Source organism: Billgrantia sp. NRB1, from assembly GCF_056921725.1.
Genome location: NZ_CM167783.1, coordinates 2258699 through 2284074, shown reverse-complemented (window position 1 = coordinate 2284074; position 25376 = coordinate 2258699). Strand labels below are relative to the sequence as shown.

The window sequence follows — 25376 nt, the reverse complement described above, 5'->3', positions numbered from 1 at the left end:
CGCCCCTGTCGGTGACAGGCCTTAAAACGCCTCCCACTCCGGCTCGGTCTGGTGTGAGGGCGAGGGTTTGGCAGCGCCGGATTTGACGGTGACTGCCGAGGGAAGCGCGGCAGCGGCTTGCGGGAGCCGCTGGTGTGGGGTGGGTTGGGCATCGGGCGCATCGCCCAGCACAAACTCACTCATCAGGGAATCCAGCTGACGGGCATTGTCGCGCATGGTGGCGGCGAGGCCAGCGTTCTGGCTCACCATGGCAGCGTTCTGCTGGGTCATGGTATCCATCTCCGCCACGGCGGTATTCACCTGCTCGATACCCGAGGTCTGCTCGCGGGCACCGGCGGTGATCTCGCCGATCACATCGGATACCTGGGTGATGCTCTGATGAATCTCGCGCATCCGCTCGGCCACGCCCTTGACGATCTCGCCCCCTTCGCGGGTGTTGGCCACCGAGGCGTCGATCAGTTCGCGGATGTCGTGGGCGGCATCGGCGGAGCGGCTTGCCAGGTTGCGGACTTCCTGGGCCACCACGGCGAAGCCGCGCCCATGCTCGCCGGCCCGGGCGGCCTCCACCGAGGCGTTCAGCGCGAGGATATTGGTCTGGAATGCGATGGAATCGATCAGGCTGATGATCTCGCTGATCTTGCCCGAAGACTCGTTGATGGCGGCCATCTTGGCCTCCATCTCGGCCATGGCCTCGTTGCCCCGCTCGGCGGTGGCGGCGGCATCGGTGGAGAGGCTGTTGGCCTGCTCGGAGGCCTGCGAGGTGTGGGTCACGGTGGAGTGGATCTCCTCCATGGAGGCCGAGGTTTCCTGCAGGTTGGCGGCGGCCTGTTCGGTGCGTGACGAGAGCTCCTGGCTGCCGTCGGCCATTTCATTGGCGCCGGCCAGTACCGTGTGAGCGTTGTGGCGCACTTCCCGCAGGGTCAGCTGCATGCGCTCGACGAAGGCATTGAACTGCTTCGCTAGCTCGCCTACCTCATCCTGACTGTCGACCGGGAGACGGCGGGTCAGATCGCCCTTGCCCTTGGCAATATCGGCCAGGGCCCTGGCGGTTTGGCCAATGGGTTTCAGTGAACGACGGGCTGTCATGCCAACGATGACCAGCAGCGCTGCCAGGATCACGATGCCGGCCAGCAGCAGTGAGCGAAGCAGGCTGTGCGTCACCTGGGTAAAGGCGTGGTTAGGGACCGAGGCCGCCAGCACCCAGTCGGTGCCCTGGATCGGGTTCCAGATCATGGTGACACGCTCTCCCTCGGGTGAACGTACTTCTCCGACGCCCGTCTCGCCGGACAGAAAGTCTCGTCCTAGCGCATTGGCACCTGCGAAGCCGGCGCTGTCGGCCTCGGTGACGTTGAGGTTCATGCGCAGTTCGGGGTCGGGGTGAGCCACGATCATGCCGGTGCTGTCGACCATGTAGCCGTAGCTGCCCTCGCCAACGTTGATCGCCGAGGTGATCTCGGAGACCGCTTCCATGGAGAGAGTAATGCCGATCAGCCCGACACGATTACCTCGGGCATCGAAGAGGGTCTCGGCGATGATGGCGGTAGGCAGGCCGCTTACCAGCGACAGCACCGGGTCGGCCAGCAGGCGGTCGTGGGTGCCGTTGGTCACCAGCTCCTGGAAATAGCCGCGCCCGCTGATATCGGCGGTGGCGCCCGTATGGGTCACCACGTTGCCGTCGGCATCGGCAACGTAGAAGGATTCGATGGTGGCATCGCCAGGAAAGCGCGACTCCAGCCAGGGCAGGTGCGCCTCCACAGGAACCGACTCGACGAGCCGCTCCTCCTTGGCCATGCCGGCCAGCCAGGCGCGATAGCCTTCGATCCAGCGCCCGATTTCATCAGCCCGGGCTTCAACCTGGCGTGCGCTGGTGTTTTCCACCATCGGTGGGATCGCATTGTTGAGCTGGGTGTTGATGATGATCCCAAGGGCAGCAAAGGCCAGCAGCAGCGGTAGGCCGATAGCCCCCAACAGCTTCTGTGTCAGTGTCAAGCGAGATAGTGCGTTCATTATGGACTCTCTGGTTACCGGTTATGCATGACGGAGACATGAGTGGCGTGCCCCAGCAAGGCGATCAGGCAGGGGCAGTCTCTGGAGGCTCTGGCTCAATAGAGTCTCCCATTCATTTCTTGATGAATGCTGTTGTTGTTGAGGCGTGGGCCGAGCGTTCGCTCGGCCTTTCAGGCAGGTTGTTGTTTTCGCGAGTTATGTTGCCTTCGCTTCCTGCTCTATCGGCCGCGACATGAGCTTCTTGAGTCGGTGGGGAAAAAGGATCATCGCACTTTGGTTGAATTCAGTTTTCTGTGCCGCTCTGTTCCGGTGCCATGGGCAGCTCCATCACCAGACAGGCGCCCTTGAGCACCGGGGCGTCTTCGACCCACAGCCGGCCGCCGAGATGGGCCACGATGCCGCGGCTGATTGGCAGGCCCAGTCCGCTGCCCCGAGGACGCCCCTTGGCCTTTCCGGCAGTGCCCCCATAGCGCTTGATCTGATGGAATTTCTCGAAGACCCGCTCGCGCTCTTCTTCGGCGATGCCGGGGCCGTTATCCTCCACGCTGAGGCGATAGTGCTGCTTGTGGGGGGCGAGATGCAGGCGCACTCGCGGGGCGTCGTCGGCGGCGAATTTGCCGGCGTTGTCCAGCAGGTTGATGATCACCTGCTCGAGCCGGTCCGGGTCGCCGATCACCGGCGCTTCCTCCAGCTCGATATCCACCTCCAGCTCGACCCCCCGGTCTTCCTGCAGGCGGTGCACCGCATCCACGCTGTGGCGCGCCAGGGCGACCAGGTCGAGCCGCTGGGGGCTTAGCGTCAGCCGGCCGCTCTCCAGCCGTGCCAGGTCGAGGATCTCCTCGATCAGCCGCGACAGGCGCTGGCTCTCCAACACCACCACGTCGAGGAAATGGATGCGCTTCTCGTCCGGCAGTTCCTTGCCGTCGCGCAGAATCTCGGCGAAGGCGCGGATCGAGGTCAATGGGGTGCGCAGCTCATGGCTGACCATGGCCACGAACTCGTCCTTGAGGCGGTCGAGCTCGCGCAGCCGCTCGTTGGCGGCGCGCAGCTCTTCGCTGGCCTGGGCCAGTTCGCGGGACTGCTGCTCCAGGCGCCGGTTCATCTCCAGCGTCTCGGAAGTGGTGTCGAGGATGCTCAGCACCGACTCCAGATCCAGCGCCTCGCCGCGCACCAGGGAGTTGATCAGCACCCGCGATGAGGCGCTGCCCAGCGCCCCCGCCAGCGCCTGCTCGGCACGGGTGATCAGGTCGGGGGGCGCCGGTCCCGCGTCGTCGAGGCCGGCATCGGGAACATCGGCAAACACCCGGGCGGTGGCGCCTGAGCCCAGGTAGCGATTGAGCAGGCTGCGCAGCTCGCCGCGGGTGGTCTGGCCGTGCCAGAGCGAGGTCTGGATCAGCCCGGGGTGCATCGCCTCGGTGAACAGCGCCGCCTGGGTCTTCTCCACCGGACTTTGCCGGGAGAACAGCGAGACTCCCACCAGCAGCCCCACGTTGGCCATCAGGCTCCACAGCAGCGAGTGGCTATAGATGTCCCACCCTTCCAGGCCGAACAGCGCATAGGGGCGCAGCCAGGCGATGCCCCAGGGACCGAGCTCCAGGAAGGTATCACTGAGCCAGCCCGACTGGGCGAAGCCGGGGATCAGCAGCGTCCAGGCCCACACCAGGGTGCCAGCGATCAGCCCCAGGGCGGCGCCGCGCCGCGTGGCGCCTCGCCAGTAGAGACCGATCAGCATGGCCGGGGCGAACTGGCAGGCGGCGGCGAAGGAGACCAGGCCGATGGTCACCAGGCTGTAGGAGTCGCCGATCAGCGCATGATAGAGATAACCCAGTAGCAGGATCAGCACGATGGCCACCCGGCGGATGCCCAGCAGCCAGCCGGCCAGCTCTCCCTGGGAGCTCAGGTGCAGGCGTTTGGAACGCAGCAGCAGCGGCATCACCAGCTGGTTGCTGACCATGGTGGACAGGGCGATGGTCTCGACGATTACCATGCCGGTGGCCGCTGAGAGCCCGCCGATGAAGACCAGCAGGGGCAGGCCGTCGAGCCCGGCGGAGAGCGGCAGGGTGAGTACGAAGCTGTCTGGGTCGGGGTTGCCGGCGGGCAGCAGCAGGCCGGCCATGGCGATGGGAATCACGAACAGGTTGATGGCCAGCAGATAGAGGGGAAACAGCCAGCTGGCTCGGGTGATATGGCGCTCGTCGACGTTCTCCACCACCAGCACCTGGAACTGACGGGGCAAGGTGATGAAGGCCAGGAAGGCCAGCACCAGCATGCCCACCCAGCCGCTGGCGCCGCCGGGCACCGCCTCGAGGCTCAGCGCGCCGACCAGCTCCGGGGTGGCGGCCACCTGGGCGAAAATGTCGCCGGGACCGTGGAACATGCTGAAGACCACGAAGCCCCCCACCGCCAGGAACGCCAGGAGCTTGACCAGCGACTCGAAGGCGATGGCCGCCACCATGCCTTCGTGACGTTCGCTGGCATCGAGGTGGCGGGTGCCGAATAGGATGATGAAGACCGCCAGCACCAGCGCTACCCAGAATGACTTGTCGACCCAGAAGGTTTCGTCGGCCAGGCTCAGCTCCGGGGCCAGGGGGTAGTTGACCAGCACCGCATGACTGACGGTAATCGCCTTGAGCTGCAGGGCGATGTAGGGGGTGATGCCAATCAGTGCGATCAGCGCCACCAGGGCACCGAGCCCCTGACTCTTGCCGTAGCGGGCGCTGATGAAGTCGGCAATGGAAGTGATGCGCTGGACCTGGGCAATACGCACCATCTTGCGGATCATGAAGGGGGCCATCAGCATGGCCAGGGTCGGGCCAAGGTAGATCAGCAGAAAGCCGGGACCGTACTGGGCCGCGCGGCCGACGCTGCCGTAGAAGGTCCAGGCAGTGCAGTAGACGGCGATGGAAAGCGCGTAGACGGTGGGTGAGCCGATCAGCGAGCGGCCCTGTTCGGCACGGCGGTCGCCCCAGGCGGCGATCACGAACAGCAGGGCCAGGTAGCCGAAGGCGACGGTGATGACGATGGCATCCGTGCGCATCTCGTCACTCTCCCGAGCGGTGTTCGAGCAGCCAGGCTGCCAGGGCGATGACCAGGGCCCAGGTGAAAAAGATGTACAGCGGCAGCCAGGAGAGCCCCGCCTCGGCCGGACGATCCACCACCATCACCATCGGCGGTAGAAAGAGCACCGCGGCTGCCACGATCAGGGCAATCAGCCGCTCCTTGAGGCGCGAGGGGCTCATCATGAGGCGAAGGCGTCCTCCTTGGTCAGGGCGGTGGCCTGCAGTGCCAGGGCCTGCTCCAGGGTCTCGATGCCGCGGGCTTCCAGGCGCGGCAGCAGGGCCAGCCACAGCTCGGCGGTGACACGGGCATCGCCCAGGGCGGTATGCCGCGTCCCCGGCGGGAAGCTGAGGTCGTAGCGCTCGGCCAGGGTATCCAGGTCGTGGCCGTCCAGGCTGTCGTCCAGGGCGCGGGAAATCAGCAGGGTATCCAGCACCGGCATGTCGAAGGTCACCCCGGCCCCCGCCGGCTGCAGGGCCAGCAGGTCGAAGGCCGCATTGTGGGCGAGGATCACCGCATCGCCGATATAGTCGCGGAAGCGCGGCAGGATCACCGGCAGCGGCGGGGCACCGGCTACGTCGGCATCGGTGAGCCCGTGAATGGCGGTGCTGGCGGGGGGGATCGGCTTGCCGGGATCGACGCGCACGTCGAAGACCTCGCTGGCCAGCAGCCGGGCGTTGACGATGCGGCAGGCGCCGATGCTGATCACGGTATCGCCGCGGCGCAGCTCCAGGCCGGTGGTCTCGGTATCGAAGGCCACCACCGGGAGCGAGCGCAGCGGACGCGCGGCCAGCTCGGCGTCCGGCGGCGGCAGGTCGGCGATGCCGAAATCATGGAATTCGGGACGCGGTGGCGCCTGGGTGCGTGGAGCGCCAACCCGCTCCACGGCCGGTAGCGGGAGGCGCAGGCGGGCGTGAATGCCGTCGTCGTCGGCCAGGCTCCAGGCATCGCTGGCGTGCTGGCGCAACAGGTCGCCGACCCGCGGGTTCAGCGGCAGCGCCTCCAGGCGCGATTCGCTCCAAGCGGCCAGCTCGCGCTGGGAGAGCGGCGCGCCGCGCCAGATCAGATCGAGATAGACCCGGCGGTTGCCAAGCAGCATCTCGCCTTCGAAGGCGGGGTTGCCGCTATGCTGCTGGAGGCGCTCGAGCAGTGATTCCAGCAGCACCAGCAGGGCAGGGGCATCGCCCTTGAACCAGGCGGGCATGCCGATCGGCTGGACCTCCACGGGGTTGTCCTTGAGCCGCTCGTTGAGCGACTGCCAGAGGTCGTTGGACCACAGCGGCACCAGGCGCTCGCCCTGCTGTTGCATGTCCTCGATCAGCTTGCCGAGCTGCTCGATACCCTGGCTCAGGGCGCGACTCTCCTCGTCGATCACGGTTTCCAAGCGCTCGCGCAGGCGGTCATCCAGATGACCGGCATGGCGTGCGCTGCCTAGCGCCTCGGCGGCGCTACTCAGGCTGGCGCCGTGGCCGCGCAGCGGGGGAAGGGTGTCGGCGAGCCCGGCCCGTGCGCCCATCTCGCTGGTCCAGGCGGCGGTGGTGTCGCTCAGCGTGAGCAGGGTCTCGCCGTTACTGTTGGGCACGCGGCGCAGCACCACCCGCAGCCAGCGCTCGTCGCTGGGCACCAGTAGCTCCCGGGGGGAGCCGTCATCGGGAAGCTGGCTCAGGGCGTCCTGCAGGCTGCTGGCCGGCAGCAGGGCGTCCAGACGCTTGCCGAGCCCCAGGCCGGGGTGGCCGTCGAACAGCGTCTCGGCCGCGTGGTTCAGCAGCAGCAGCCGGCGGTGGTGGTCGCACAGCAGCAGCGGGGTATCCAGCACCTGCAGCAGGGTCTCGAGCTCCTGGCGAATGCGCGCCGCGCTTCGTGCGCCCTCGGCGTGGGCGGTGGCGAGGCGCTGGCGGTCGGCGCGCCAAGCCTCGCGCACCCGCATCAGGTCCGGTCCCAGGCCGCGCAACCACCCCTCCGGCGGGTAGTCCTCGCGGGCGTCGGGGTTGGCCACCAGCCGTGCCAGCTGAACCTGCAGATGGCGCAGCGGGGTGAACAGCATGCGCTCGAGCAGCAGGCCCACCAGGAAGATGGTACCGCCCCCGGAAAAGCAGCCCAGCCACAGCACGATGCGCGCTAAGCCCTGGGGCTGGAAGAGATGATCCAGCCAGGCGGCGAAGGTGGCCCCACCGAAGATGCTGATGCCGCTGAGCAGCAGCCAGAGGCCGATCAGCCGCTGGCGCCTGGGTAGCTTGCGCCCCACCATCAGGCATCCTCGACCAGCAGCGTCTTGACCTTCTCGACCAGCGCCTGGGTGGAGAAGGGCTTGGTGACATAGTCGTCAGCCCCCAGGGCCAGCCCCTTCTCGCGCTCCACTTCCCGACCATGGGCGGTGAGCATGATGATCGGCAGGCGGGCGTGGGCCGGGTCGTTGCGAAGTTGCTCCAGCACGTCGAAGCCGCTGATGCCGGGCAGGCTGATGTCCAGCAGGATCAGGTCCGGCGGTGACTCTTCGACACGAGCCAGGGCGCTTTCGCCATCCTCGGCGGTGATCACGTCAAAGCCGGCCTGCTGCATCAGGAATTCCAGCGACAGGACGATGTTGGGCTCATCGTCCACCACCAGTACCTTGGCCATGGCTGTCTCCTCATTGTAAGTTGTTGACGATAAGTCTAGTGACCGCGCCCGTGGCGGCAAAGACGACCTTGGGCCAAGGAGGGTCGCCGCCGGCTATCGCGCTGCCGTGAGGCAAGTGGCCCCATGAGCTGCTGTCGACGGTCGCACAGGGCTCGCCGCGGCAGGCCAGGCGGGTCTGCCGTTCACAGCGTTGGGCGGTTGGTGCGCGATGAGCAAGCGAGGTGGGTTCCCGGACTCCACCGCGTCGGCTACTGGCCGTTGTCGCCGTTCTCCTGGCGCTTGAACTTGGGACCCAGCGGGCCAAGCCACAGCCAGACCTGCAGCACTACCAGGACCGGCAGCAGCCAGGCCGGGGCCCCGGTCACCGAGACCAGGACATGGTAGATGAGGTAGGCGGTAAAGCCGGCGATCAGCCCCACCACGGGAAACATGAAAGGGCGCTGATAGCCGGGGCGGCGTGAGAGCCGGAACAGTGAGCCGGTAAAGGCGCCGAAGGTGGCGGCCATGGCCATGGGAAGCAGAATCTCTTGCATGGGGGTCTCGCCTTGACGGGTCCTGGGAATCGTGTGGCCAGCGTAACGCCTTCGCCGCCGGTGGCGCTGTACGACTTTTGAACAAACGCGGAATCGCTGCCAAGCTCTTACAGTCTGTTCAGCAACCCATAACCATAATCTGATCAGGAGACACGCCCATGAGTGCCATTGTGCTGCTGGTGCTGGGTCTTGGCGGGATGGCGGCGGGGTACTTCCTGTACTCCAAGTTCATCGCCGAGAAGATCTATCGCCTGGACCCTGATTTCGAAACGCCCGCACACGAGTTCGAGGATGGCGTCGACTACGTCCCCACCAACCGCTTCATCCTCTGGGGGCACCACTTCACATCCGTTGCCGGTGCCGCGCCGATCGTGGGCCCGGCCATCGCAGTGATCTGGGGGTGGCTGCCGGCGTTCCTGTGGGTCATCCTCGGCACCATCTTCTTCGCCGGGGTGCATGATTTTGGCGCCATCTGGGCCAGCGTGCGCAACAAGGCCAAGTCCGTTGGCGCGCTCACCGGCGACGTGGTGGGCAAGCGCGCTCGCAGTATCTTCATGATCGTCATCTTCCTGGTACTGCTGATGGTCAACGCGGTCTTCGCGGTGGTCATCGCCGGGCTGATGATGAATTTCTCCAGCGCCGTGGTACCGGTGTGGGGCGCCATTCTGGTGGCGCTGGTGATCGGTCAGCTGATCTATCGGCGCAAGATGAGCCTGCCCATGGTGTCGATCGTCGGGGTCATCGCCCTCTATTCGCTGATCGCCATCGGCCCCTCGGTGCCGATTCAGATGCCCGAGCAGGTCGGGGCGATGTCGGGCAACGCGGTGTGGATTCTGATCCTGTTCGGCTATGCGGCCATCGCCTCGCTGCTGCCGGTGTGGGTGCTGCTGCAGCCTCGCGACTACATCAACGGCCTGCAGCTGTTTATCGGCCTGATCGTGCTCTATGGGGCCATTGTGCTGCTCAACCCAACCCTGGTGGCGCCGATGGTCAATGCCGACGTGCCGGCCGGCACGCCTTCGATGATTCCGCTGCTGTTTGTGACCATCGCCTGTGGCGCCATCTCGGGCTTCCACGGGCTGGTGTCCTCCGGCACCACCTCCAAGCAGCTCAACCGGGAGCCCGACGCGCGCTTCGTCGGCTACTTCGGTGCCGTGGGCGAAGGCATGCTGGCGCTGGCGGCGATTCTGGCCGCCACGGCGGGGTTTGCCACCTTCGCCGACTGGCAGGCCATGTATACCGCCTTCGGCGCTGGCGGCGTGACCGCCTTTGTCGAGGGGGGCGCCTTCATGATCCACCACGGCATCGGCCTGCCGGAAGCCACCGCCGCTACGCTGCTCACGGTCATGGCGGCGCTGTTCGCCGGTACCACCATGGACACCGGTCTGCGCCTGCAGCGCTATATCTTCCAGGAGTGGGGGGAGATCTATAACCAGCCGTGGATGAAGAAGAATGTGCCGGCGACCCTGCTGGCGGTGGGCAGCTGTCTGCTGCTGGCCTTCGGGGCCGGCGGCGCCGATGGCACGGGCGGCATGATCATCTGGCCGCTGTTTGGTACCACCAACCAGCTGCTGGCCGGTCTGACCCTGCTGGTGGTCACGGTGATGCTGGTGCGCCTGCGTCGTCCCATGTGGTACACCCTGGTGCCGCTGTGCTTCCTGCTGGTGATGACCATCGGTGCGCTGCTTATCCAGCTGCGGACCTTCTTCGAGCAGGGCAACTACTTCCTGCTGGTGCTGGATATCGTGGTGCTGGTGGCCGCAATTCTGGTCGCCATGGAGTGCGCCTCGGCGCTCAAGCGCTCCCGCCAGGAGATGGCCGCCGAGCCCAAGGAGTAGCCTGCCAATTCACTGAGGAGCGGTTCGATGCCTGATGATCGTGAAACCGGGCATGATCCCCGCCGCGAACGGATTCGGGCCTGGCTGAGCCAGGCCCGCTTCGTCGCCGAAGAGATCTACTCGGCCCGCTACCGCGGGGCCATCGCCCGGGCCCGCCGGGACGAGGACGACCTGTTTATGCTGCTGGTCTTCTCCGAGATGATGGGGGTGCCCAATCCGGCGGCCTACTACACCCTGGAGCTGCAGCCGCTGCTGCTGGAGCGCTTCCACGACTGGCACAAGCGCATGGGCATGGAGCACTCCCCGCTGGATCATTTCAGATGCTGCTAGCGCCGAGGTTCAAGGAAGGGGACATTGGCTGTCATCGGAAAAGCTCCGAGGGGAGCCGGCTTCCTTCGCCCTTCCTGAGTCTATTTGTTTGGGAGTGAAATGAAAGAGTTACTGGAAAAACGCCTGCTATGGGTGGGCGGCAAGGGTGGGGTGGGTAAGACCACCGTATCGGCGGCGCTGGCGGTGCTGGCGGCGCGGCGCGGACGGCGCGTGCTGGTGGTCTCTACCGACCCCGCCCATAGCCTGGGCGATGTCTTCGATCGTGAGCTCGACGACGCCCCGCGCCGCCTGCTGCCCAACCTGGATGCCATGGAGATCGACCCCGATGCCGAGGTCGAGGCGCATCTGGCGCGGGTCACCGAGCAGATGCGCCGTTTCGCAGCACCGGAGATGATGGCCGAGCTGGAGCGCCAGATGCGCCTGACCCGCCAGTCGCCGGGCACCCAGGAGGCGGCGCTGCTGGAGCGGCTGTCACGGCTGGTCACCGACGACGCAGCCCCCTATGACCTGATCATCTTCGATACCGCGCCCACCGGCCATACCTTGCGCCTGCTGACGTTGCCCGAGGCCATGGCGGCCTGGACCGATGGCCTGCTGGCGCACAACCGCCGCTCGGAGGAGCTGGGCAAGGTGCTCTCTCACCTGACCCCCAAGCGTGGCCAGGATGTGGCCACGCCCTTCGACGACCCTCAGGAGGATCCCCTCCGCGATCTGGACGAGCGCACTCGGGACGTGGCGAAGACCCTGATCGAGCGACGCCGACTGTTTCATCGCGCCCGGCGGCGGATCGAGAATGCCGAGCAGACCAGCTTCCTGTTCGTGATGACCCCCGAGCGGCTCCCGATTCTCGAGACGGTGCGCGCCGTGGAGGCCCTCGAGGCGGTACAGATCCCGGTTGCCGGCACCCTGGTGAACCGGGTGATTCCCGAGGAGGCCGACGGTGATTTTCTGCAGGCGCGGCGCGAACAGGAGGCAACCTACCTGGCACGCATCGATGCCGAGCTGGCACGTCTCCCGCGTCCGCGTCTGCCCTGGCTGCCCACCGATGTGCAGGGCATTCCCATCCTTGAGCAGCTGGCAGATCGACTGGACTTGCTGGGGTTCTAGCGACGCAGCAGGTGCTCTCTAAGCGCCTGCTCGCCCCGCCCCAGCCATTCGTTCAGGGCGCGGCTGCTCTGGTTGAGATGATAGGCACTGGGTAGCCAGGCGCGCAGCCCCTGGGGAGGCGGGCTGGCGAACTCGGTGGGCGCCGCCGTGATCTCCAGGCCGGCGCCTTCGAAGGCCGCCGCAGCCCGTGGCAGGTGCCAGGCCTGAGAGACCAGGAGAATCTCGCTGATACCGTCCTGTCGTAGCAGCTCGGCGCTAAAGCGCGCATTTTCAGCGGTGTTGCGGCTCTCGCCCTCCAGCCACTGGACCGGCACCTCGAACACTTCGCGCAGCGCTGCGGCCATCAGGCTGGCTTCGGTGACCTCCTCACCGTGTACCCGCCCGCCGCTGACCAGAATCGGTAGGCCGCTTCGACGCTGCAGGTGAGCCCCGTAGGCGAGCCGGCGCCAGGTGGGGTTGGCCGGGGCGTCGCCCCAGCCGAATTCCGGGGCGACATAGTCACGCCCACCGCCCAGGATGACGATGGCCTCGGCGCGGCCAAGCTGCTCGGGGCCCGGCACCTCGGTGGGTTCCAGGCTATGACGCAGCGCATGGCTCGCCAGCGGCGTGGCAAGCAGCAGCAGTCCCATCAGGCCCGCGATCACCAGCAGCGCTCCGAGCAGGCGGCGTGCCCCGAGCAGCAGTCCGAGCAGCACCAGCAGCACATTGAGCCCAGGGGGCAGTAGCCACACTTTCAGCAGACTCATCTCACCTCCCCACGGCGGTAGCGTCTTCCACCGATTCAAGCCGGCGGCTGGGCCAGTGGACCACGGCGGTTCGGTGCAGCATGCGCTTGGCCAGTTTGGGATGCTCGCGATGAATGACCCGGGTGGCGAATTCGGCCAGAAAGCGAGACTTCATCTCGGCGCGGGAGCGATCCACACCGACCTCCTGGTAGGGGGTGGAGGCCAGCAGCAGGAAGCCGTCATCGGGAATCCGCCCGGCCTTCATGTTAGCGTCGATGATTGCCGCGGCGGTGCCGATGGGTTCCGAAAGATCCGGGCTATAGGGCCCGACGATCAGCGCGGTGTTGGGTAGATGCAAGAAGTCGAAGCCGCGGCCTACGCAGATCACCCATTCCCGATGCTCGATGTCTAGCTCCCGCTCTACGCCGCGCAGGGCGTCGACATGGTGCAGGTTGCCTTCGAGCAGCGGGAGCAGGTCGCGCCGGATATCGGCCGGCATATCCGGACAGAGAGTGGTCAGGCGACGGTCGAGGCCCTCGGCATCGGGTGGCCGGAGGTCGCCCATATCGAGGGTGGCACCTTGGTCGCCGTGAACGATCAGCGCATCGCTGTCGGTCTCGAAGCCGCATACCAGCGGGTAGACGTGGCGATGGTCAAGACCGAACAGCTGTTCGGCCTGGGCGCGGATGTCTCGTGCATGGGCCAGCGCCTCTTCGGCATTGCAGTCGAAACCGGCACAGCCTCGGGCGCGAGAGCCGCGAGAAAAGTGGTAAGTGATGATCATCAACACACCGTGGCCGGCACCGACAGCGCTCGTGACGGCGTCGGTGAGCATTTCACCCAGATAGGGCCAGCCGAGGTGAAAGATCCCGCCCAAATTGCGAAAGGGCATGATGATGCCCAGCGGCGTGCGGGTGGCATGGGGGAGGTGGATGCGCCCGTCCATGCACTTCATGGCGATGATCCGCGTGGGGTGGGCGGCCAGGTAGCGCTGCCGGGCCAGCCAGGCGGCTGGGCTGCAGAAGGTGTCGGCGTGCTCCCGGGAGAGGGCCAACAGCGCGTCGATACGCTCCTGAATGGGACGATCGTGGATTCGCATTTAGGGCTCGATGATGGCGATGAATTATTGTTGTTCGCCCCTAGGGTCCACTAGCTTCGCCCTCGATGCCAAGTGGCGGTTGGTCGAATCTCTCGCGACGATTGGTCAAGCTCTAGCCGATCTCCACCTTCTCCTTGAATTCGCACAGGTCCTCGATCACACAGCTGCCGCAGCGCGGCTTGCGGGCCAGGCAGGTGTAGCGCCCGTGCAGGATCAGCCAGTGGTGGGCATCCTGGCGAAATTCCCGGGGGACGTGGCGGATCAGCTTTTGCTCCACCTCGACCACGTTCTTGCCCTTGGCGATGCCGGTGCGGTTGGCGACCCGGAAGATATGGGTATCCACGGCGATGGTTGGCTCGCCGAAGGCGGTATTGAGAATCACGTTGGCGGTCTTGCGACCCACGCCAGGCAGCGCCTCCAGGGCGCTGCGGGTGCGGGGCACCTCGCCACCGTGCTGGTCGAGCAGGATGCGGCAGGTCTTCATCAGGTTCTCGGCCTTGGTGTTGTAGAGGCCGATGGTCTTGATATGCGCCTTGAGCCCCTCGAGGCCCAGGTCGAGGATCGCCTGGGGGGTGTTGGCCACCGGGAAGAGCCGGGCGGTGGCCTTGTTGACCCCCACGTCGGTGGCCTGGGCTGAGAGCAGCACCGCGGTGAGCAGCTCGAAGGGGGTCGACCAGTTCAGCTCGGTGGTGGGTTCGGGGTTGTGGTCGCGCAGCCGCGCGAAGATCTCATAGCGTTTCTGGGCGTTCATGGCAGTCCCTGGCAGGAGCGAGGAGCGAGGAGCGAGGGGCGCCGGGGACAGGCCGAAGAGGAGGTCCTACGCCAGGGATGGCGTCGGTAGCGTACAGGGAAGTATTCACAGCGCCTCCTCGCCGGCCTGTCCCCGGATCAGCCCCGAGCGGTGAGTCGGGAAGTTGTCATCAGGTTATTCGGCCGTGTCCGTCTGCTCCAGCGCGCACCTGGCCTCGGCCAGCAGCCGCTTGGCCTCGGGCAGCTGTGCCCGGGCGGTGGCCTCGGCCTCGGCATCCGCGCGGCGCCGGGCGCTCTCCAGCTGTTGCTGCACCCGTTTGAGGGCCTGTTCGGCGGCCTTCACGGCCATCTGCCGCTGGCGCCGTGCGGTGGCGCCGCCTGCGCTGCGCGATGCACGCGAGCGCTGTTGGATCATGCGCTGATGACGCTCGCGGCGCTTCTCGCGCTGCTCTCGGGCCAGGCGATGGTTGCGGGCCGCGAAGCGGTCGCGCCCCTTGGCGGCGCGCCGGGCCAGGTAGGCCTCCTGCGCGGCTGGGCTCTCGGCCGCTTGCCACTGTGGGTGCGGGAGCAGGTCGATGCAGTCCACCGGGCAGGGGGCCACGCAGAGCTCGCAGCCGGTGCACTCGTCGATGATCACCGTGTGCATGCGCTTTGACGCGCCGAGGATGGCATCGACCGGGCAGGCCTGGATGCACTTGGTGCAGCCGATGCACTCGGCCTCACGAATGTAGGCCACCAGCGGCGTCTGGGCAGGCTGCTCCAGGGGCAGGGCGGGCCGGCCCGTCAGCTCGGCCAGGCGCTCCACGGTGGCCTGGCCGCCGGGTGGGCAGCGATTGATCGCTTCACCGGCGGCGATTGCCTCCGCGTAGGGGCGACAGCCCGGCTGTCCGCACTTCCCGCACTGGGTCTGGGGCAGCAGGGCGTCGACGGCCTCGATCAGCGCGTGCGTGTCGGTCACCTCTGTCCCTTACTTGACCCGCTGACCGGGCTCGGCGCCCGTATCGGGCGACAGCAGGTAGATGCCCTCGCCGCTGCCGGCGGCCAGCACCATGCCTTCGGAGACGCCGAAGCGCATCTTGCGCGGTGCCAGGTTGGCCACCATCACCGTCATGCGGCCTTCCAGGGCCTCCGGGGCGTAGGCGGCACGAATGCCGGCGAACACCGTGCGGGTCTCGCCGCCCAGGTCGAGGGTGAGCTTGAGCAGCTTGTCGGCCCCTTCCACGTACTCGGCGCTGCCGATCCTGGCGATACGCAGGTCGACCTTGGCGAAGTCGTCGAAGGCGATCTCAGGGGCGATAGGGTTGTCGGCCAGAGGCCCCTTGGGGGTCTCCTTGAGCTTCTGTTCTTCCACCAGATCCTCCTTCGAGGTCTCGATCATGGCGTCGATCTTGTCCCGCTCCACGCGGGTCATCAGCGGCTTGAACTTGGCGATTTCGTGTCCGAGCAGCACCTTGCGGCGGCTCTCCCAGTCCAGCGACTCCAGTTGGAGAAACGCCCGGGCATCTTCGGCCATGGTGGGGACCACCGGCGCCAGGTAGACCATCAGCTGGCGGAACAGGTTGATGCCCACCGAGCAGATGTCCAGCACCTCCTGCTCGCGGCCCTCCTGCTTGGCCAGCACCCAGGGCTCGGCGTCGGCGATATAGGTGTTGGCCTCGTCGGCCAGCTCCATCACCTTGCGCATGGCACGGCCGAACTCTCTGACCTCGAAGTCTTCCGCGATTCCGTCCCCGGCGGCGATGAACCGCGCGACCATCTCGGGTTCCGCGCAGTGGCTTGAGAGCTTCCCGCCGCCCAGTTTCTTGACGAAGCCGGCGCAGCGGCTGGCGATATTGACCACCTTGCCCACCAGGTCGCTGTTGACCCGCTGGGCGAAATCCTCGAGGTTGAGGTCCAGGTCGTCGACCCGCGAGGTCAGCTTGGCGGCGAAGTAGTAGCGCAGGTACTCGGGGTTGAGATACTCGGCATAGGTGGCCGCCTTGATGAAGGTCCCGCGGGACTTGGACATCTTGGCGCCGTTGACCGTCACGAAGCCGTGGCAGTTCACCGCCGTCGGCGTACGAAAATCGGCGCCGTGCAGCATGGCCGGCCAGAACAGGGCATGGAAGTAGACGATATCCTTGCCGATGAAGTGGTAGACCTCGGCGTCGGCGTCTTTGCTCCAGTAGGCATCGAAGTCCAGCCCTTCACGATCGCAGAGATTCTTGAAGCTGGCGAGGTAGCCGATTGGGGCGTCGAGCCAGACGTAGAAGTACTTCCCGGGGGCGTCGGGGATCTCGAAGCCGAAGTAGGGGGCATCCCGGGAGATATCCCACTCGTTGAGACCCGCCTCGAACCACTCCATCAGCTTGTTGCGGATCTGCGGCTGGACATGATCGTCACGAATCCACGCCTTGAGGAAGTCGGCGAAGTCGGGCAGCTTGAAGAAATAGTGGGTGGAGGTGCGCACTTCCGGGGTGGCGCCTGAGATCGCCGAGACCGGATCGATCAGTTCCGCCGGCGTGTAGGTGGCGCTGCAGACCTCGCAGTTGTCGCCGTACTGGTCGGCGGCGCCGCACTTCGGACAGCTGCCCTTGATGAAGCGGTCGGCCAGGAAGAGTCCCTTGACCGGATCGTACATCTGCTCGATGTCGCGGGTGGCGATATGGCCGGCATCGCGTAGCCGGGTGTAGATCAGCTCGCTGAAGTGGCGGTTCTCGTCGGAGTGGGTCGAGTGGTAGTTGTCGAAGGCCACGCCGAAATGCGCGAAATCCTGCTGGTGCTCCCGGGAGACTCGCTCGATCAGCGCCTCGGAGGTGATGCCCTCCTGCTCGGCTCGCAGCATGATCGCGGTGCCGTGGGCGTCGTCGGCGCAGACGTAGTGGCACTGGTGGCCACGGCTCTTCTGGAAGCGCACCCAGATATCGGTCTGGATGTACTCCAGCAGATGACCCAGGTGGATGGCGCCGTTGGCGTAGGGCAGGGCGCTGGTGACCAGAATCTTGCGCGGGGCGCTGGCGGTATTCGACATGGCGGCAGTGGAATTCCCAAGAAAATCAGACCCACGATTGTAGCCATCTTCGCTTCGCGCTGCATCCGCCACGGCCCTTGTATCGCTCGGGGCTTGCTCAGCGCCCTCGCATTTCGTGACGACGGTCGCCCTCACGGTCGAGGGGAAGATCCGACTAGCCGCGCAGGGTGGGGGTTGGCCTGGCGTTCAGCCTGGCGGTATCGACGCCGCCGGTGCTTTCCGGGGCCTCGGGGGCTTGCTCTTCTGGCGAGGTCCGCAGCTGGTCCGCTCGCAGGCTGGTGGGAGCGGCCGGTAGGCAGTGCGTGCGGCTGTCGGGGGTCAGGTGGCTGCGCAGCAGCGGCTCCATGCCCTTTAGCACCTGCACCGGCAGGGCGGAGGTAAAGCGGAAGCGATCCGACTCGCTGCCCGTTACGAAGGCGGTCAAGGTGCCGAAATGGTCCTCGCCCAAATAGAAGACGAAGGTGGCGGTCCGGTTGCGGGCTCGAGAGTCGATGACCTGGCCGCTGCGCGTCACGGTCTCGAAGCGGTTATTGCCCGTGCCGGTCTTGCCCCCCACCGCCAGCGGTCGTTCCTCATCGAAGGCATAGCTGCCCTGCAGGCGTCTGGCGGTGCCGCCCTCGACCACCTGGGCAAGGGAGTGACGCAGCACGGCGGCGACCTCCTGCGCCATCACGCGTTCCGCCCGGTCTGCTGCCGGCAGGAAGCGGGTTTCGTAGGGCGTCGCTTCGGCAACGTGTAGGGCATCGATACGCAGTATCGGCATCCGGACCCCGTCATTGAGGATGATGCCCATCAGCTCGGCCAGGGCGGCCGGACGATCGCCGGAGCTGCCCACGGCGGTGGCCAGCGACGGCACCAGGTGGTCGAAGGGGTAGCCCAGGCGCTGCCAGCGTTGATGGATGTCCAAAAACGCTTCCACTTCGAGCATGGTGCGGATGCGCAGATCCCGGGCACTGCGGTGACGGGTCTTGAACAGCCAGCCGTAGACGTCCTGGCGTTGGTCGCGGCTGGCGAGCAGCGCGTCGGCGTAGTCGGCTTCCGGATCGTCGAGCAGAAAGCCCACCAGCCACAGCTCCAGGGGATGGACCCGGGCGAGATAGCCTTGATCGGAAAGGGTGTGGCGCTGCGGGGAATACCGTTCGTAAAGCTCTGCGAAACGTCGTTCGCTGACGCTCTCTCCGGGCAGGCGCTCTTGAAGGAAGGTGGCGAAAGTCTCGAGGTCCGCTTCCGGATAGAGATAGCGATGGACGCTGGCCAGCCGGGCGGCGCTAGGACGCAGACCATCCAGGAAGACCGAGAGTCGCTGCTCGCTCGTCTTGCCCTGATACTTGCGCCAGAACCGCTGCAGGAAGACCCGGCCCTCGCGCTCGGCAAAGCCTTGGAGGTAGTTCAGTCGGCGAGGATCCCCATCGTCTTCGAGCAGCTGCCGGCGCTGGGCGTCTTGATGCATGCTATGGAGCACCAGGTCACGGAGTAGGCGTACGAAGGGCAGATTGAGCGACTCACGCATCGCCTCTTCGAGGGTCGGATGGCGGCCGTTGTCCTCGCGGCGAAAGTTGCTGAAGGTGTGCCTGCCCCCTCCGGTAAAGAAGGTTTCGTGGGGGCTGGCCGAGTAGCGACGCTGCATGGCGGCCTCGAGCAGGGGCTCGAGCGATATCGAGGGGTCTACCAGCAGCCTGTCGATCACCCAGCGTCGTAGACTGTCCTGGCGGTCCACGTCAACCTGGCGTAGCGCGTCTGCCGGCAGGCCGGCATACCGACCGTGCAGTTCGGCGATCACCTCGAGATAGGTGGCCAGCACCCTTAGCTTGGCTGTCGAGCCCAACTCCAGCTTGCTGCCGGCGTTGATATCGAAAGGCTGGTCGGTGCTGTCTGTCTGCACGCGCACCCGAAAACCGTCCTCTCCTCGCTCGAGCAGGGTAAAACTGTAGTTCACCTCTGCCGTCGTCTCCGGAGACAGCAGCCGCTCCCCGAATAGCCCGACTTCCGCGGCCACGTCCGGATCGGCCAGGTCGCGCAGGTAGCGTGTCACCTCGCGCTGCAGGTCGCTGTGCAGGGTGGTACGTGCGGTCAGGTCGAGCCGGTCCAGATCGTAGTGGCTGACGCCGAGTAGCCTGGCGAGCTGCCCCCGGGCGACCTGGAGGCCCTTGTCGTTCTCGACCCTGAGCCGCACGGGGGCGGCGGCGAAGTCGCGAAACGTCAGACGCTGTGCCAGGGCGGCATCACGAAGTCCGTGGTCGATGATGCCGGCGTCGCCCAGCAGGCGTAAGTAGCTGTCGGTCAACCTTTCAAGCGGCTCACGGCCCCCGTTGAGATACCAGGAGGGGCGGCGCTGGGCGATCATCAATGCCAACACCTGGCGCAGGGCGAGGCCCTGCTGGTCGCGACTGGCTGCGTCATTGAAGTCGGGCACCAGCAGGCGGTTGATCGCATCGAAGTCGGCGCCGAACCAGATCCAGAGTGCGTCGCCGAGGCCGTGTACCTCCCCATAGCCCGGAGCGGCGGCCAGCGGCACCGTGTTGAGGTACTCCAGGGCCACGTCCTGTCGGGCGGTGAGAGTCTGAGGGCCATGGCGATAGCCGCGCACGCTGGCCGAGACCATCTGGCGAAACTTCTCCTGGGGGGAGTCGGTCAGGCCGCGTGGCGAGTGGCGATACTTCTCGATCTGCGTGGCCAGGGTGCTGCCGCCGGCGGGCTGGCCGGGCAGGTCCAGCGCGCGCCCCACCTGGGAGAGTGCCGCGCGGGCAAAGCGTGGCCAGTCCACGGCGGGGTTGGCGTTGGGCGTGGAGGCGTCGAGCAGTTCGCGGTTTTCGATGAACAGGAGTGTCTGCAGCACCAGCGGGGGAACGGCATCGAAGTGCGGGTAGTGGCGCTGGGGGTGGCGGAACCTGTAGAGCGTTTCGCCCCGACACTCCTCCAGGGTCAGGCCGGCACGGGACTTCTCCGTAAAGGGGGGATAGAACCCCCAGCGGCGGTAATCCATCAGGCTTGGGGAGAACCTGGCCTGCTGTTCGATCACGAAGTGACGGGTGGTGAGGCGCTGGCTGAAGTCGGGCAGGCGGGTGTAGCCCAGTCGCGTGTTAAAGGGCCCGTGCTCGGGAAAGACGATACGTTCGCTGGGCCCGGGCAGCAGGGTGTAGGTCAGGCTCTGCGCGTAGCGCGACAGCTCCTGTGATTGGAAGTGCGCCGTTCTTGCCTCGGCGACCAGCAGCGTGGTCAGAGGAATGGCCAGCAGTAGGGTGAGCCCCAGCAGCCAGAGGCCGAGCCGCCGGCGGCGGGGCGGTCTGGCGTCCTGAAGCGGCAATAGCTCGGCGTCTTCGGGCCAGCCCCTGTCGGGGGAAAGGAGGCGGCGACTCGGACCCGGATGTGATGACGGCGGCGCTCCGTGCATCGGCCACTCCACGCCACTGGGGGCCTGTCGGACGTGACCGGTGAAATCCGCGTTACGTCCGACAGGTGCCCCGGTTACAGAAGGTTTCTGTTTGTAGCGTAGCTCGAACTCGGCCCGTTGGGGAGGGTCGTCAAGATTCCGTTGAAGCGCCCTCCCGGTAGACCCCGAAGTGGTTGAGCCCTCTGTCGGCCAGGTGCAGGGCCTGCAGACGACTCATCACGCCCTGATCGCAGTAGAGCAGGTAGTGTCGATCATCGGGCAGGCTGTCAGCGCGTGACTGCAGCTCATAGAAGGGGATGGCCAGCGGTTCGACCGGCAGGCGCAGCGGTGCCGCATCGCGCTCATCCGGCGTGCGAATGTCGATCACGCGAAGTTCGGGCTCCTGGGCCAGCGCTCGAGCGCTTTGCACGATGCGCACCTCCGCTTGGGGCTGGCGGTTTTCCAGCAGGCGGTCGGAGCGGGTAATGCTGGCCTGATCGACGGCGCGGTCCAGCACCGAGAAGTCGAACTCCTGCTCGGCCGCGAGGACCTTGGCGCGAGGCGCCTTGATATTGGGGCGGCGCGAGATGGCACCGCACACCTCGGGCATCGACTCGGCGAAGCGGGCCGTGCCGATATCGCGAGCCGTGTCGATGATGTCTTGCTTGTCCTCGGCGATTAGCGGGCGAAGAATGGGTAGGTCGCTGGCAGCGTCGATCAGGGCGAGGTTGGTCAGGCTCTGGCTGGATACCTGCGCCACCGCATCGCCCGTGACCAGCATCGGGATGCGCGCCCGGCATGCCACCCGACTGGCCGCGCGCATCATCATCCGCTTGAGCACCACCCCGATCAGCCCATCGGGGATGCTGCGCTGCATTTCTGCCACCACCGCTTCGAAGGGGATGGAGATGAATTTCACCCGGTGGGAGCGGCTATAGTCCTGCCAAAGCTGGTAGGCGACTTCGCGCACGGCCGGCTCATGGCCCGGGCCGCCCAGGCTGAAGAACAGGAAATGAGTCTTGATGCCGCGACGGATCATTTTCCAGGCGGCTACCGGTGAGTCGTAGCCGCCGGAGAGCAGCGCCAGTGCCTGGCCCTGAACCCCTAGCGGATAGCCGCCCAGGCCGCTGCGGCGCTCGCGCACCAGGCGCAGACGGTTGGCATCCACGTCGAGGCGTAGATCGAGGTCTGGGCGCTTGAGGTTGACCCGGGCACTTGGCTCGGCATCCAGCAGCGCTCGTCCCAGGTAGCGCTCCAGGTCCTCGGAGCTGAAGTCGTGCTCACCGCGCCGCTTGACGCTGACCCGAAAAGCGCGGCCGGGTAGGGCGGCCTGCCAGACCTCAATTAGTCGTCGAGCCGTATCATCGAAAGAGGTAAAAGGGACCTCTTCCACGCTCTGAATCTCATGAATGCCGGGGATGCGTGTCAACGCTGTTTCCAGCTCACCCTTCAGGTGGTCGCTGGCGTCCTCGGCGACCATGACCCGCAGGGCGTCCCAGCCGCCCCGCACCCTGATTCCATCGCCAAGCGGCCGCAGGGCGTTGCGCACGTTGCTGACCAGGCAGCGCGTCATTTGCCGCCGTACAGAGGGTGACTTGATGGTGATCTCGGGGAACAGCTTCAACAGATAGTACATTGCCAACCGCTTGTGAAAGATTTGTAAAAACAATTGGTTGGCATTATACCAGAGCTGGCCGCCGTGGGAGAGTCGTTGCCCACAGCACATGAGCCCGGCCAGTGCCGGGCTCATGTGGGGGAGACTCCTAGAAAGGGGGTGACGTCAGTAGAGCGCTTGCTCCTCGCTCACGACTTCCTTCAGCAGCTCGAGGAACAGCTTGTCGGCCTCGGAGTGCTCCGACGGGTCCTCGGGGATATGCACGCTGGTGGTCTCGGAGATTTCGTTGGCAATACGGGCCATCAGGTCCTCTTGGCTGCCCTCGCCCAGGTGGCGCCGGGCGACCTCCAGCGACTGTTCGAGAATCCTGGGGTCCTGCAGCAGTTTCTTGATGAAGCCACGCAGCTCGTTGATTACGCGAGTTTTCTGAATTTCCGAAGCGGACATGGCGGTCTCCTTGTGATGATGCGCCCAGTTTGGCTATGCGCCGAAGATATCACGTTTGCTGTCGGCCGGAAGAGGGGCGATCCGCGATATGCCATGAGGTGAAGCAAGGACAGCTAAGGCGGCTTTGTAAGAAATATCCTACAGAGAGTGTCAGAGATGACGTCGCTAGCGTGGACAAGCAGTTATTGGACAAACGGACAAGATGGTTTACGCTTGATTACAAATCAGATGCTTTCAGCTTAAAGTATGCTTGCGTTCATGCCTCTAAGACTGGCTTGGCTTGCCAAAAAGGTCGACATGAACGGGTTTCGAAAGGGAATCGGGAAAGGATGCACCGCCCTGTCACGCCGGGGTGCGGCCCGCAACAACGATAAGAGCCAATATCCACAACCCCGCCGAGCAGCCCATGCGGGCATGCCCGGACGAAGACGATACGCATATAAGGGAACCCTATGAATCACCTGTCTGAACTGACTCGGTCTGAACTGACTCGCGCCCGCCGTCTTGCCAAGGTCCTCGTGGTGGGCTCCTCGCTCACGCTGCTGCCAATCTCCGCTGCCGTGGCGCAGACGCTGCCCCCCGGCATGGCGACACCCGGCTCGACAGACATTCAGGAGGTAGTTCGCCAGGCCTTGGCGACCAACCCTGAAGTGCAGGCAGCCTGGAGTGGCCTGCGTGCCGCAGACAACGACGTGGGCGTTGCCCGAGGCAACTACTTGCCCAGTATCGATGTCTCCGCAGGGGTGGGGCGCGAAGACCGCCAGGATGATGGTCGCGGCAGCTACAGTACCAGTTTCGCCGAGCTGACCCTCAGCCAGATGATCTACGACGGCTTTGCCACGCGTAGCGAGGTCGAACGGCTCAATCGAGCCAAGCTGGTGCAGTACTACGAGCTGCTGGGCGCCAGCGAGAACGTGGCTCTGGAGGCGGCACGAGCCTATCTGGATGTCAGCCGCTACCGGGACCTGGTCAGGCTGGCCCAGGAGAACTACGGCGAGCACCAGCGGGTATTCGACCAGATCGAGGAGCGGGTGCGCAGCGGTGCCGGCCGTGGGGTGGACCTGCAGCAGATCAGTGGGCGTCTGGCGCTGGCCGAGTCCAACCTGATGACCGAGGCATCCAACCTGCACGATGTCACGGCGCGTTATCAGCGTATCGTTGGCCACCTGCCCGCCGAGAACCTGGCCCCCACGCCCGAGCTCGACGACCGGCTGCCGCCGTCGGTGGCCCAGGCCGTGGATATGGCCTTTCAGGGCAATCCCGAATTTCATGCCGCCATCGAGAACATCAATGCGACTCGTGCAGAAGAAGACGGAGCGCGTTCTGCTTTTCAGCCACGACTCGACCTGCGGGGACGCACCGGCACCTATGACAGCAATGACGGCAATTTCGACCCGCTGGGTCGCCGTGACCGTCATAGCATCGAATTGGTGGCCAGCATGAACCTGTACCGCGGGGGCAGTGATCGCGCCTCTTTCCGAGCGGCCAGCGACCGAGTAGAGCAGGCGGTAAATCAGCGTGAACTAGCCTGCCATAATGTTCGCCAGACCACCCAGATCGCCTACAACGATACCCGGCGTCTTCGCGAGCAGCTGCAGTATCTCAATGAGCACCGCCAATCCATTGACCGTGTCCGAGGAGCCTATCAGCAGCAGTTCGATATCGGCGAGCGCACGCTGCTGGATGTGCTGGATAGCGAGAACGAGTATTTCGAAGCAAGCCGCGCCTTCGTCAATGCACAGTATGATATTGCATTGGCCGATGCACGGACGCTCGCGGCCATGGGGCAGCTGATGCAAACCTTGGGCGTGATGCGCGATGACATGCCCACTCTCGCCGAGCTGGGCAGCGAGGGTGTGGAGATCAACCCTGATGTCATCTGCCCGGTCGAAGGGCCTGCGGGCTTTACCCTGCAGGATCTGACCGGTGGCGTCAGTGCCCCGGCACCGACGCGTGCGCCTGACGTGACACTGTCCGCCGATGCACTCTTTGCCATCAACAGCGCCGAGCTAAGCGCCAACGCAAGAGAGGAGCTGGATGCTCTTGTCGCTCAGATCGACGGCATTGGCAACCTGCAGCGTATCTTCATCGCCGGCCACGCGGATATTACCGGCACTGACGCCATCAATGACCCGCTCTCCCAGCGCCGTGCCGACAGCGTGGCGAGCTACCTGGCGTCTCAGGGGGTGGACCCTGGGCTTATCGAAACTCGTGGCTATGGCTCCCATCGTCCGGTAGCCAGCAACGAGACGGTGGAGGGTCGGCGTCAGAATCGCCGCGTCGAGGTCACGCTGGAGCGCAATGGCGAAATGCCAGACCTGTCGTTTCAACCGCCTGCGTTCGAATCGACTCGTGATGGCATGGTAGAAGACGTCGCTGATCAGGTCGAAGCCTCTACGCCTCAAGGGATGAGTGGCGTGAGCATTTTCCATGAACTGGCTGTCTCAGACGTGGACCAACCGCGGATTGGCAATGCCGGAGGCCACGCTTCTGTGCAGGAGCTGCCGAAAGCGCCATCGGCTGATAAGAGCTACCTGCAGGTGGTAGCACTCAGTGACGCAGAGCGTGCCGGGATGCTGGCGAACAGAATCTCGGACACCCTTGCACAGCCGGCGCGGCTAGTGAACGGAGGAGGCCTCTACCGCGTCCAGCTGGGACCTGTGGGGAGTTCAGCGGAGCTGGAAGCGCTGCAAAATGAACTGTCTCGGCTGGGCTACTCGGACAGCTATGCCGTAAAGGGATGACAGGCGTCGCATTTATCACCTGCCGGCTTGACATCCGCTTCAGCCGGTTACCCTTGATGTCCCATCCGGCACAATGCCGGGTGGGTTGAACTCTGAGGTGTATGTGACGCAACAAGAGAACCTCG

At 65.5% G+C, this 25376-nt stretch carries 18 protein-coding genes; 4 read left to right on the top strand and 14 right to left on the bottom strand.

Annotated features, from left to right (window positions below):
- Nucleotides 1-21 precede the first annotated feature (21 nt).
- The 6 genes from ACZIYR_RS10380 to ACZIYR_RS10355 all read right to left on the bottom strand — a co-directional run bounded on the left by ACZIYR_RS10380 (nucleotide 22) and on the right by ACZIYR_RS10355 (nucleotide 8216).
- Nucleotides 22-2007, bottom strand: a complete 1986-nt coding sequence (locus tag ACZIYR_RS10380) for a methyl-accepting chemotaxis protein (protein ID WP_473033695.1) — start codon at nucleotides 2005-2007, stop codon at nucleotides 22-24.
- Between the two features lie 283 nt (nucleotides 2008-2290).
- A complete protein-coding gene (locus tag ACZIYR_RS10375) occupies nucleotides 2291-5044 on the bottom strand; it encodes an ATP-binding protein (protein WP_483526632.1) in 2754 nt (917 codons plus the stop codon).
- A 4-nt stretch (nucleotides 5045-5048) separates the two neighbouring features.
- A complete protein-coding gene (locus ACZIYR_RS10370; protein WP_473033694.1) occupies nucleotides 5049-5249 on the bottom strand; it encodes a hypothetical protein in 201 nt (66 codons plus the stop codon).
- Nucleotides 5246-7312: a 3'-5' exonuclease gene (locus ACZIYR_RS10365; protein WP_483526631.1), complete on the bottom strand. Its 2067-nt coding sequence runs from the start codon at nucleotides 7310-7312 to the stop codon at nucleotides 5246-5248. Before ACZIYR_RS10365 ends, ACZIYR_RS10370 begins: the two co-directional genes overlap by 4 nt.
- Nucleotides 7312-7683, bottom strand: coding sequence for a response regulator transcription factor (locus ACZIYR_RS10360; RefSeq protein ID WP_483526630.1), 372 nt, complete (start codon nucleotides 7681-7683; stop codon nucleotides 7312-7314). The genes ACZIYR_RS10365 and ACZIYR_RS10360 overlap by 1 nt, the downstream gene beginning before the upstream one ends.
- 248 nt (nucleotides 7684-7931) lie before the next feature.
- Nucleotides 7932-8216, bottom strand: a complete 285-nt coding sequence (locus ACZIYR_RS10355; RefSeq protein ID WP_238974695.1) for a hypothetical protein — start codon at nucleotides 8214-8216, stop codon at nucleotides 7932-7934.
- A 158-nt stretch (nucleotides 8217-8374) separates the two neighbouring features.
- Here ACZIYR_RS10355 and ACZIYR_RS10350 point away from each other — a divergent pair, with 158 nt between their 5' ends.
- From ACZIYR_RS10350 to ACZIYR_RS10340, 3 genes are all read left to right on the top strand, one after another.
- Nucleotides 8375-10054 carry a carbon starvation CstA family protein gene (locus tag ACZIYR_RS10350; protein ID WP_483526629.1) on the top strand — a complete coding sequence of 560 codons (1680 nt, stop codon included), beginning with the start codon at nucleotides 8375-8377 and terminating at the stop codon, nucleotides 10052-10054.
- Nucleotides 10055-10081: 27 nt separating this feature from the next.
- Nucleotides 10082-10384, top strand: a complete 303-nt coding sequence (locus ACZIYR_RS10345; protein ID WP_473033690.1) for a cory-CC-star protein — start codon at nucleotides 10082-10084, stop codon at nucleotides 10382-10384.
- Nucleotides 10385-10483: 99 nt separating this feature from the next.
- Nucleotides 10484-11491 (top strand): ArsA family ATPase, encoded by a 1008-nt coding sequence (locus tag ACZIYR_RS10340; RefSeq protein WP_473033689.1) that lies wholly within the window; start codon nucleotides 10484-10486, stop codon nucleotides 11489-11491.
- On the opposite strand, the gene ACZIYR_RS10335 is transcribed toward ACZIYR_RS10340, so the two are convergent.
- The 8 genes from ACZIYR_RS10335 to ACZIYR_RS10300 all read right to left on the bottom strand — a co-directional run bounded on the left by ACZIYR_RS10335 (nucleotide 11488) and on the right by ACZIYR_RS10300 (nucleotide 22507).
- Nucleotides 11488-12237, bottom strand: coding sequence for a YdcF family protein (locus ACZIYR_RS10335; protein ID WP_473033688.1), 750 nt, complete (start codon nucleotides 12235-12237; stop codon nucleotides 11488-11490). The two genes, ACZIYR_RS10340 and ACZIYR_RS10335, sit on opposite strands and share 4 nt — an antisense overlap.
- Before the next feature lies 1 nt (nucleotide 12238).
- The gene (locus tag ACZIYR_RS10330; protein ID WP_483526628.1) at nucleotides 12239-13315 is read right to left on the bottom strand and encodes a hypothetical protein; all 1077 of its coding nucleotides are present in this window, start codon (nucleotides 13313-13315) and stop codon (nucleotides 12239-12241) included.
- Between the two features lie 112 nt (nucleotides 13316-13427).
- The gene (nth, locus tag ACZIYR_RS10325) at nucleotides 13428-14066 is read right to left on the bottom strand and encodes an endonuclease III (RefSeq protein WP_483526627.1); all 639 of its coding nucleotides are present in this window, start codon (nucleotides 14064-14066) and stop codon (nucleotides 13428-13430) included.
- 174 nt (nucleotides 14067-14240) lie between these two features.
- Entirely contained in the window at nucleotides 14241-15023 is a 783-nt protein-coding gene (rsxB, locus tag ACZIYR_RS10320; RefSeq protein WP_483526626.1) for an electron transport complex subunit RsxB, read from the bottom strand.
- 9 nt (nucleotides 15024-15032) lie between these two features.
- Nucleotides 15033-17075 carry a methionine--tRNA ligase gene (gene metG / locus ACZIYR_RS10315; RefSeq protein WP_483526625.1) on the bottom strand — a complete coding sequence of 681 codons (2043 nt, stop codon included), beginning with the start codon at nucleotides 17073-17075 and terminating at the stop codon, nucleotides 15033-15035.
- Between the two features lie 154 nt (nucleotides 17076-17229).
- Nucleotides 17230-20379 carry a transglycosylase domain-containing protein gene (locus ACZIYR_RS10310; RefSeq protein ID WP_483526624.1) on the bottom strand — a complete coding sequence of 1050 codons (3150 nt, stop codon included), beginning with the start codon at nucleotides 20377-20379 and terminating at the stop codon, nucleotides 17230-17232.
- Nucleotides 20380-20596: 217 nt separating this feature from the next.
- Nucleotides 20597-22081 (bottom strand): tRNA uracil 4-sulfurtransferase ThiI, encoded by a 1485-nt coding sequence (gene thiI / locus ACZIYR_RS10305; protein ID WP_483526623.1) that lies wholly within the window; start codon nucleotides 22079-22081, stop codon nucleotides 20597-20599.
- Nucleotides 22082-22225: 144 nt separating this feature from the next.
- Nucleotides 22226-22507 carry a hypothetical protein gene (locus ACZIYR_RS10300; protein WP_473033675.1) on the bottom strand — a complete coding sequence of 94 codons (282 nt, stop codon included), beginning with the start codon at nucleotides 22505-22507 and terminating at the stop codon, nucleotides 22226-22228.
- Between the two features lie 452 nt (nucleotides 22508-22959).
- Here ACZIYR_RS10300 and ACZIYR_RS10295 point away from each other — a divergent pair, with 452 nt between their 5' ends.
- A complete protein-coding gene (locus tag ACZIYR_RS10295; protein WP_483526622.1) occupies nucleotides 22960-25251 on the top strand; it encodes a TolC family outer membrane protein in 2292 nt (763 codons plus the stop codon).
- The last annotated feature ends 125 nt before the right edge of the window (nucleotides 25252-25376 follow it).

What these genes read in the sequence shown, in the direction of transcription:
- ACZIYR_RS10380 (WP_473033695.1), bottom strand. Translation starts at nt 2,007, where the DNA reads ATGAACGCACTATCTCGCTTGACACTGACACAGAAGCTGTTGGGGGCT.
- ACZIYR_RS10375 (WP_483526632.1), bottom strand. Translation starts at nt 5,044, where the DNA reads ATGCGCACGGATGCCATCGTCATCACCGTCGCCTTCGGCTACCTGGCC.
- ACZIYR_RS10370 (WP_473033694.1), bottom strand. Translation starts at nt 5,249, where the DNA reads ATGATGAGCCCCTCGCGCCTCAAGGAGCGGCTGATTGCCCTGATCGTG.
- ACZIYR_RS10365 (WP_483526631.1), bottom strand. Translation starts at nt 7,312, where the DNA reads ATGGTGGGGCGCAAGCTACCCAGGCGCCAGCGGCTGATCGGCCTCTGG.
- ACZIYR_RS10360 (WP_483526630.1), bottom strand. Translation starts at nt 7,683, where the DNA reads ATGGCCAAGGTACTGGTGGTGGACGATGAGCCCAACATCGTCCTGTCG.
- ACZIYR_RS10355 (WP_238974695.1), bottom strand. Translation starts at nt 8,216, where the DNA reads ATGCAAGAGATTCTGCTTCCCATGGCCATGGCCGCCACCTTCGGCGCC.
- ACZIYR_RS10350 (WP_483526629.1), top strand. Translation starts at nt 8,375, where the DNA reads ATGAGTGCCATTGTGCTGCTGGTGCTGGGTCTTGGCGGGATGGCGGCG.
- ACZIYR_RS10345 (WP_473033690.1), top strand. Translation starts at nt 10,082, where the DNA reads ATGCCTGATGATCGTGAAACCGGGCATGATCCCCGCCGCGAACGGATT.
- ACZIYR_RS10340 (WP_473033689.1), top strand. Translation starts at nt 10,484, where the DNA reads ATGAAAGAGTTACTGGAAAAACGCCTGCTATGGGTGGGCGGCAAGGGT.
- ACZIYR_RS10335 (WP_473033688.1), bottom strand. Translation starts at nt 12,237, where the DNA reads ATGAGTCTGCTGAAAGTGTGGCTACTGCCCCCTGGGCTCAATGTGCTG.
- ACZIYR_RS10330 (WP_483526628.1), bottom strand. Translation starts at nt 13,315, where the DNA reads ATGCGAATCCACGATCGTCCCATTCAGGAGCGTATCGACGCGCTGTTG.
- nth (WP_483526627.1), bottom strand. Translation starts at nt 14,066, where the DNA reads ATGAACGCCCAGAAACGCTATGAGATCTTCGCGCGGCTGCGCGACCAC.
- metG (WP_483526625.1), bottom strand. Translation starts at nt 17,075, where the DNA reads ATGTCGAATACCGCCAGCGCCCCGCGCAAGATTCTGGTCACCAGCGCC.
- thiI (WP_483526623.1), bottom strand. Translation starts at nt 22,081, where the DNA reads ATGTACTATCTGTTGAAGCTGTTCCCCGAGATCACCATCAAGTCACCC.
- ACZIYR_RS10300 (WP_473033675.1), bottom strand. Translation starts at nt 22,507, where the DNA reads ATGTCCGCTTCGGAAATTCAGAAAACTCGCGTAATCAACGAGCTGCGT.
- ACZIYR_RS10295 (WP_483526622.1), top strand. Translation starts at nt 22,960, where the DNA reads ATGAATCACCTGTCTGAACTGACTCGGTCTGAACTGACTCGCGCCCGC.